The sequence below is a fragment of the Caballeronia sp. AZ7_KS35 genome (genome assembly GCF_023631045.1).
Taxonomy (GTDB): Bacteria; Pseudomonadota; Gammaproteobacteria; order Burkholderiales; family Burkholderiaceae; genus Caballeronia; species Caballeronia zhejiangensis.
This window is the reverse complement of sequence record NZ_JALQDV010000047.1, coordinates 166,433-173,408: the sequence shown is the minus strand read 5'-3', so window position 1 is coordinate 173,408 and position 6,976 is coordinate 166,433. Positions and strand designations below refer to the sequence as shown.

Sequence of the window (6,976 nt, the reverse complement as noted above, 5' to 3'; positions counted from 1 at the left end):
ACGCCAATGTCAACGGCGGCTTCTCGTTCGCCAGCCCGCAGACCAACGTCGCGCCCGTCACGCAAGTCGATGCGTCGACGCACACGAACGTCGATCTGACCAACGTCACGAAGTCTATCGATGCGGTTGGCAGCGTGCTCGGCGGCGTGAAGCTGTAAGCCCTCACACAGCCATTCACGTCATCAGGAGAGACATCATGTTGAGAATCGAAAACCTCGCCGTCAGCAAGGAACTTGGTCGCGCTGAAATGGGCGCCATCGTCGGCGGCGCGAGCATCTTCCAGAACAACGGCATCAACGCCAACTCGATCACGGGCTTCGCGTTCGCGAGCCCGCAGATCAACGTGGCGCCGGTGACGCAGGTCGATGCATCGCAGTACACCAAGGTCGATCTGACCAACGTGACGAAGTCGCTCGACGCCATCGGCAGCCTGCTGCACGGCGTGAAAGCGTGAAGAACTGAAGCCGCACCGTCGACGGGAGAAGGAACAATTGTGCTTCCTTCTCCTTTCTTCACTACTTTGCGAGCGCAACTGCCTCGCGCTGCGCGATGAAATCCGCGGCAATGCTGTTATACGCAGCCGGAACGACATCGTGGATGTCACCGGCCTTCACCAGTTCACCGTGGTACAGAGCCCCGTCGTACTCGATATGAATCATGCTGTTCGGCGCGGGCTGCAGATAGCGATAGCCGCCCAACGATTGGATGACCCCTCCGGTCCTGGCCTGGATCTCCTCCAGAGACGCAAACGGATCCTTCCCCTTTGTCAGGTTCGCCCACAAGTGCGTGGTCACGACCGTGTACGGCAACTGATAGATGATGGATCCCTTCGGCATCGGCGATTTGTCGGCGGCAAGCAGAAACGGCAGTCCGTTGACGGCCGGACCCTCGTCCTTGCGAATGGCATCCGAGATCGGCAGACCCGATACGTCGTCCAATTTGATCGTGATTCGCTCCAAGGCCGTCGACATGCCCCGCATGCCGAGCTCATAACCTTGCGATAGCTTCTGGAAGATCTTCGAGTTCGAACCGAAATGGATGTAGGGGCTCGATCGCGACGTGAACGCACCTTCCGCCGTGATATACAGCTGCGTCTCATAGTCTTGCGTATATGCGCCCGCTATCGTTGTGGTCTCTGCGATGAAGTTGTCGTCGCTATCACTGTCGACGTAGAACCGGGTTCTGCCCGAAGCGACGGGCGTGTAGCCTCCGCTGCCGGGATAGTTCGCATCGAACTGATAGAAGCCGCTGCCGCTGTCCTTCAAGAAGATGCTGTTAAAGAAGCTCGCGGCCGTACTGGATGATGTGGGCGCGTCCGATGAAGTCGATGCCGTATCCGCCGAATTCGACGATGTCCCTCCCGTCGCCCCGTTGCCGTTGTTCTCGACAGCCGAGAGTCCGCTGCCGCTTCCGCCTCCACATGCGGCGAGCGCGAGCAGCAGTCCGGCAGTGAGCGCCTTCGCTGTCGAATGAATCGACGCGAGCGTCAGACTCTTCTCGTTGGCCATGTTTTCTCCTTTGTTATTTGGGCCGCAGTGTCTTGACCATGCAATGCAGCCCGAGGTCGATCGCGCGTCAGAATTGCGCGGTCATCTGAAACCCGACCGTCACGCGCGATGTCTCGAGTGAAGACGGCTTGTAAATCGGCGTGCCCGCGAAGAAGTCATAGCTGAACCCAGCGTACTTCGACGGAATGCCGCCGCGAACGCCGATCACCGCGCCGACGAGCTGCGTGCCCGCGAGAAACTCGGTATTCGGGCCGAACACGCGACCGTAATCCACGCCGACGTAGAGCGACTGGCGCGTCTGTCCGATCGGCATCTGCAATTCGTTGCGCCAGTAGAAGCCTTTTTCTGCGGCCAACATTTGTTCGCCGTCGAAGCCGCGCACGGTGTAGCGGCTGCCGATCGTCAGGTCGTCGAATAGTAAAGCTGATCGTTGGTGTATTGCCCGTGTACGGTCGTCACGTAGCGGAAGCTTTGCTTCGCAATGGCAAACGGCATCGACAGGTTCATATCCAGCACGGCCATCTTGAAGCGGTAGGTCGGTGCCCGCGTGGATATGGAGTAAGGATCCGGTTCCGGATCGGGTCTCGCGCCCAGACCACCGATGCCTTGGCGATATGCCAATGTCGCGTCGAACTGTGCACCGCCGAAGTAATGTCGATCGGTCAGTCCCAGTTCGAGGAAAGTATTGTTGCGTCGCTGTAGCTCGATCTCCGTGTCTTCGATGAAGCTCGCACCGAAGCGCTTCGAGAGTTGCATATAGCTGCTGAGCACGTCGCTCTGGCTGCGGCGCAGCACGCGCTGCAGTTTGAGCCCCGCGCTCTGCGAATTGCCGCTCGACACGAACGATTGGTTCACACCGGCGATCTGCTGATAGTAAGTGTTCGTGTTGCCATACAGCGTCGCGGTCCAATAGCCCCATGGGATCGAGTAGGAACCGTTGAAGCCGTGCGAGCCCAAAGTCTTGTCGTCGAAGTACAGGTCCTGATTCGCGCCTACGCTCAGGATGTCGTTCAGTCCAAGAAGATTGTCGATGCCCAGGCTGACGTTGCCTTGCCACTTGCCGGTTGCACGGCTGCCGGAGTTGTCGACAGAGGCGACGAACGTCCAAGGCTTGGCGCGCTTGACGGTGATGACGACATCGCTCTCACCGGGCGAGCTGGTCGGATCGACCTTCATGTCGACGTCCTGGCTCGCGACGCGCTTCATCTGCTCGAGGCCTTGCTCGAGATCGCGCAGGTTCAGCACGTCGCCGGGACGCGCCGGAAAAGCGGTCTTCCATGTGCCCGACGTGTTGGGATCGGCAAAGCGCAATTCGCGGATCACGCCGGAGATCAGAGCGAACTTGAGCGTGCCGGTCGACAGGTCCTGTTCGGGCAGCAGCACACGCGTCGTGATCAGTCCGCGGCTCAGGATTGCCTGCTGAAGCGCCTTGGTCAGTACGTTCACGCCGTCCTTGCCGATGCATTGACCTTTGTAGTGGTCGAGCCACTCGCGGGCGAACGCGAACGGATCGAGCGGCAGCGATGATGCGCCCTGCTTCCGAATCGGCTCGGGCAGCGTTTGCGGCACATCGAGCTCGAAGGCGTCGATGCGAAAGCACGGCGTCTCTGAAGGAAGCAACGGATATCGCTTTTCGTCAGGGATTTCCGAGCGCACGGCCGGCGCTCGAATCGCCGATTCGCGTTGCTGTGCCTCGCGTTGTTGCTGGATTTGCTGATCCTGTATCGCATTCGCGCGCGCGGCGGCGGCTTCGTCTGTGAATGGAATTTGCTGCGCATTTGCTGCGAGCGACATCAGGGCTGTGAACGGCAGAGCCGCAAGCCTTTTTCGGTAAATCATCAACTAACTTCTAGGTCTGAATGGAACAAAAAAACCGTCGCGGGCGGCGACAACATCCATACGCCAAACCCGAGCGACTTACCCGACCAAGGCCGAGCAGAACGCCGCTGCTGATGCGTGTGTCGGACGTGGAGAGAGCGTCGTCATCACCATGAACGACGCTCATGAGCGCCTGAACCCGGCCCGGTGAATGAGCCGTGCTCTGATTAACTACGATCCGTCCTTTTACTTTTTCTTCGCCTTCTTGGACGACCGACGGAAACTTCTTACTATCGCCGTCTCCGTCGTGGCCGTAAATAATCCTTTCCTGATCTTTCCATTCAATCAGAAAAAGATTGTGACTATCGTTGGACCATTTCAATACGGGTCAGACGTTGAGGGTCATTCCGTCGTGCTGTCGGCTGCGGTGCGGCCTCGCGCGTCACGCCGACGGCGACTATCCGTAGGTCAATCAGCAGGCGGAGATTCTGGCCGGCGAAGGCGGCTTTAACGTCAATGTGAAGGGCAACATCGATCTGAAAGGCGCGGTGATTGCAAGTGCCGCGGACGCATCGCAGAACAGCTTGAGTACACTGGCACGCCGACGTACAGCGACATCGAGGGCCGTGATCACGGATCTACGTGATCACGATCAAGCGCATACAACGCGCGTTCTGCGCGCCGAAGCTCGCGCTGCCTCCGCTTGACGAATCGTGAACCCGCCGCCCGCGCTGCTCCGATGCGCGCTGCTCGTGGTCACATCCTGCACGCTGACGATGTTCAGATCACCAACGTCCGACACGCGCCGCGTTGCCGAGTCAGAATCCTTTTTTTGCTGATGCGCCAATGACCTGCATCGGTCTTGCGCTGCCCGCATTGACGCTCGTATCCCGCTGCGCCGCGAGCGTGCCACCGTTCGTCAGCGCGCCGGATGTAGCGACGATCACGTCGCGCTGAGAAACCCATCGACTTTCATCAAAAACAGCCCCGCAGCAGCCGGTCCGCGCGCCGATTTCCCACCCCAGTTATCATCGGTTCCACCTTTCGTCCGAGCGTGAAACCATGAGCACACTTCCCTACCGTAGCGCCCTCATCGTCGGTGCCGGGCCTGGCATCAGCGGCTCTCTTACGCGGCGTCTGCGCGCCGAAAACATTCTGGTTGTCATCGCGGCGCGCAATGTCGAAAAGCTCGCGGCGCTCGTCGATGAAACCGGCGCCATCGCGCTACCCGTCGATGCATCCGATGCCGGTCAGATGGAAACGCTCTTCGCCCAGACCGAAGCCCGCATCGGCGCGCCGGAAATCGTCATCTACAACGCGAGCGGGCGCGTGCGCGGACCCATCGCGGAACTCGATGCCGAAGAAGTCGCGCAGGCTGTCGCCGTCTCGGCGCTCGGCGCGTTTCACGCCGTCCAGCAGGCCGCGCGCCGCATGATTCCCGCCGGCAAAGGCGCGATCCTGCTGACGGGAGCGACGGCGGGCGTCAAGGGTTTCGCGCTGTCCGCGCCCTTCGCGATGGGCAAGTTCGCGTTGCGCGGCCTCGCACAAAGCGCCGCGCGCGAACTGGCGCCGAAGGGCATTCACGTCGCGCATTTCGTGATCGACGGCGGCGTGCGCGCCGAACATCGCGCCGATCCGCCCGACGCGCCGGACAGCACGCTCGATCCCGACGCCATCGCGCAAACCTATCTCGATGTGCTGCGCCAGCATCGCAGCGCGTGGACGTGGGAAATCGAGCTGCGGCCGTGGGTGGAGAAGTTCTGAAGCGTCACGCGCTCGCGGCGAGCTGGCCGATCCGCTCGGCCATCGCGCGGTCGACGGGCGTGTAGACGATCATGCCGAGATCCGGCCGGCCATCGACGGAAAACGCCGAATATTCCAGCTCGACCGATCCGAGCGCCGGATGCATCAGACGCTTGATGCCGCCGCCTTCTTCGTGGCTGTGGACGTCGTTGTCGCGCCAGAGCGCGTCGAATTCGGGACTCGCGTGCCGAAGCTCTTCGACGAGCTCGCCGACTTCCGACACCAGCCCCGCGCGCGCCACATCCGCCCGGAACGCGCCGACGACGAAGCGCGCGACGCTGTCCCAGTCGTGCTGCCGCGCGCGGACATCGGGATTGCGGAACAGGAATCGCAGGATATTGCGCCCGCCGGGCGGCAGCGTGCCGTAATCGGTCAGCACGACGGCCGCGGCGCGATTCCACGCGACGACATCCCACGTCGGCGTCTTGACGATGGCCGGGCTGGTCTGCAGCGAATCGAGCAGACGCTGAAGCCGCGGACTGACGCCATCGGCGGACCGGTAACGGACTTCCGGCGGCCGTCCCAGCCCGAGCATGAAGAGATGCTCGCGCTCGGCATCGGTGAGCAACAGCGCGCCGCAGATGCGCTCCAGCACATCGGCCGACGGCGCGCCGCCGCGTCCCTGCTCCAGCCACGTGTACCAGGTCGGACTGATGTTCGCGCGCTGGGCGACCTCTTCGCGGCGCAGGCCGGGCGTGCGGCGGCGTCCGGCGAAACCGAAGCTCGCCGGATCGAGACGCGTGCGCCGGCTGCGCAGAAAATCGCCGAGCGATCTGGCCGTATCCACGGATATGAAACCCTGTTAGTCGTTTTAATAGGATGACGTCACTACTTTAACGGGATAAAAAAACGTCGGATAGTGAGCGCCATTCGACCAGGGAGCTTCACCATGCGAATTTTTCTGACGGGCGCGACCGGCTTCATCGGCTCGGCCTTGGTGCACGAATTGATCAACGCGGGTCATCGGGTGATCGGCATGACGCGCTCGGATGCGGGCGCGCGGGCGCTCGAAGATGCCGGCGCCGAAGTGCATCGCGGCACGCTGGAAGATCCGGAAAGCCTCGCGCGCGGCGCAGCGCTGGCGGATGCGGTCATCCACACGGCCTTCGATCACGACTTCTCGCGCTTCGTCGAGAACTGCGAAAAGGACAAGCGCGCGATCGCCGCGCTCGGATCGGCGCTCGCGGGCACGAATCGTCCGCTCGTCATCACGTCGGGCACCGGCATGGGCAGCGGCGAGCACGGCGAACCGGCGCGCGAGGACGTCTTCAACACGCGCCATCCGAATCCGCGCATCGCGTCCGAGCTGGCGGGGAACGCGCTGCTCGATTCCGGCATCAACGTGTCGGTGGTGAGACTGCCGCAGGTTCACGATCCGTTGAAGCAGGGTCTCATCACGCCGCTCATCGGCATTGCGCGCGACAAGGGCGTCGTCGCTTATGTGGGCGATGGCGGCAATCGCTGGCCGGCGGGCCATGTCTCCGATGCCGCGCGGCTCTACCGGCTCGCCGTCGAGAAGGCGGAGAGCGGCGCGCGTTATCACGCGGTCGGCGAGGAAGGCATCGCGAGCCGCGCGATTGCCGAAGCGCTCGGACGCGGGCTGAAGCTGCCGGTCACGTCGATTTCTCCGGACGATGCAGCCGCGCATTTCGGCTGGATGGCGATGTTCGTCGGCCTGGACATGCCCGCGTCGAGCGCGCTGACGCAGGCGCGCCTCGGATGGAAACCGACAGGCCCGACGCTCATCGCCGATTTGGACGAAGCCCGCTACCCCTGACGCGTTTCGTTTGGCGCAAATGCCCCCGAAACTGTCATTTCCGACAATAGCCGGAACGCTCCGACTCGCC

Annotated in this window: 5 protein-coding genes and 1 pseudogene; 3 read left to right on the top strand and 3 right to left on the bottom strand. The window is 62.2% G+C overall.

The window, feature by feature from the left end:
- Window positions 1–196 precede the first annotated feature (196 nt).
- The gene (locus NCT05_RS29590; RefSeq protein ID WP_008346261.1) at window positions 197–454 is read left to right on the top strand and encodes a hypothetical protein; all 258 of its coding nucleotides are present in this window, start codon (window positions 197–199) and stop codon (window positions 452–454) included.
- A 61-nt stretch (window positions 455–515) separates the two neighbouring features.
- Here NCT05_RS29590 and NCT05_RS29585 read toward each other — a convergent pair whose 3' ends face one another.
- Together NCT05_RS29585 and NCT05_RS29580 are read right to left on the bottom strand one after the other, a co-directional pair.
- Window positions 516–1,508 (bottom strand): hypothetical protein, encoded by a 993-nt coding sequence (locus NCT05_RS29585; protein WP_250503827.1) that lies wholly within the window; start codon window positions 1,506–1,508, stop codon window positions 516–518.
- Window positions 1,509–1,575: 67 nt separating this feature from the next.
- A pseudogene (locus NCT05_RS29580) lies at window positions 1,576–3,347 on the bottom strand (ShlB/FhaC/HecB family hemolysin secretion/activation protein).
- 1,041 nt (window positions 3,348–4,388) lie between these two features.
- Here NCT05_RS29580 and NCT05_RS29575 point away from each other — a divergent pair.
- Window positions 4,389–5,090, top strand: a complete 702-nt coding sequence (locus tag NCT05_RS29575; RefSeq protein ID WP_250503826.1) for an SDR family NAD(P)-dependent oxidoreductase — start codon at window positions 4,389–4,391, stop codon at window positions 5,088–5,090.
- A gap of 4 nt (window positions 5,091–5,094) precedes the next feature.
- Here the strand turns inward: NCT05_RS29575 and NCT05_RS29570 are convergent, their stop codons facing one another.
- Window positions 5,095–5,916: a helix-turn-helix transcriptional regulator gene (locus NCT05_RS29570; RefSeq protein WP_008346252.1), complete on the bottom strand. Its 822-nt coding sequence runs from the start codon at window positions 5,914–5,916 to the stop codon at window positions 5,095–5,097.
- A gap of 102 nt (window positions 5,917–6,018) precedes the next feature.
- Between NCT05_RS29570 and NCT05_RS29565 the strand changes: the two genes are divergently transcribed.
- Window positions 6,019–6,906 (top strand): SDR family oxidoreductase, encoded by an 888-nt coding sequence (locus NCT05_RS29565; RefSeq protein ID WP_250503825.1) that lies wholly within the window; start codon window positions 6,019–6,021, stop codon window positions 6,904–6,906.
- The last annotated feature ends 70 nt before the right edge of the window (window positions 6,907–6,976 follow it).

What these genes read in the sequence shown, in the direction of transcription:
- NCT05_RS29585 (WP_250503827.1), bottom strand. Translation starts at nt 1,508, where the DNA reads ATGGCCAACGAGAAGAGTCTGACGCTCGCGTCGATTCATTCGACAGCG.
- NCT05_RS29590 (WP_008346261.1), top strand. Translation starts at nt 197, where the DNA reads ATGTTGAGAATCGAAAACCTCGCCGTCAGCAAGGAACTTGGTCGCGCT.
- NCT05_RS29565 (WP_250503825.1), top strand. Translation starts at nt 6,019, where the DNA reads ATGCGAATTTTTCTGACGGGCGCGACCGGCTTCATCGGCTCGGCCTTG.
- NCT05_RS29575 (WP_250503826.1), top strand. Translation starts at nt 4,389, where the DNA reads ATGAGCACACTTCCCTACCGTAGCGCCCTCATCGTCGGTGCCGGGCCT.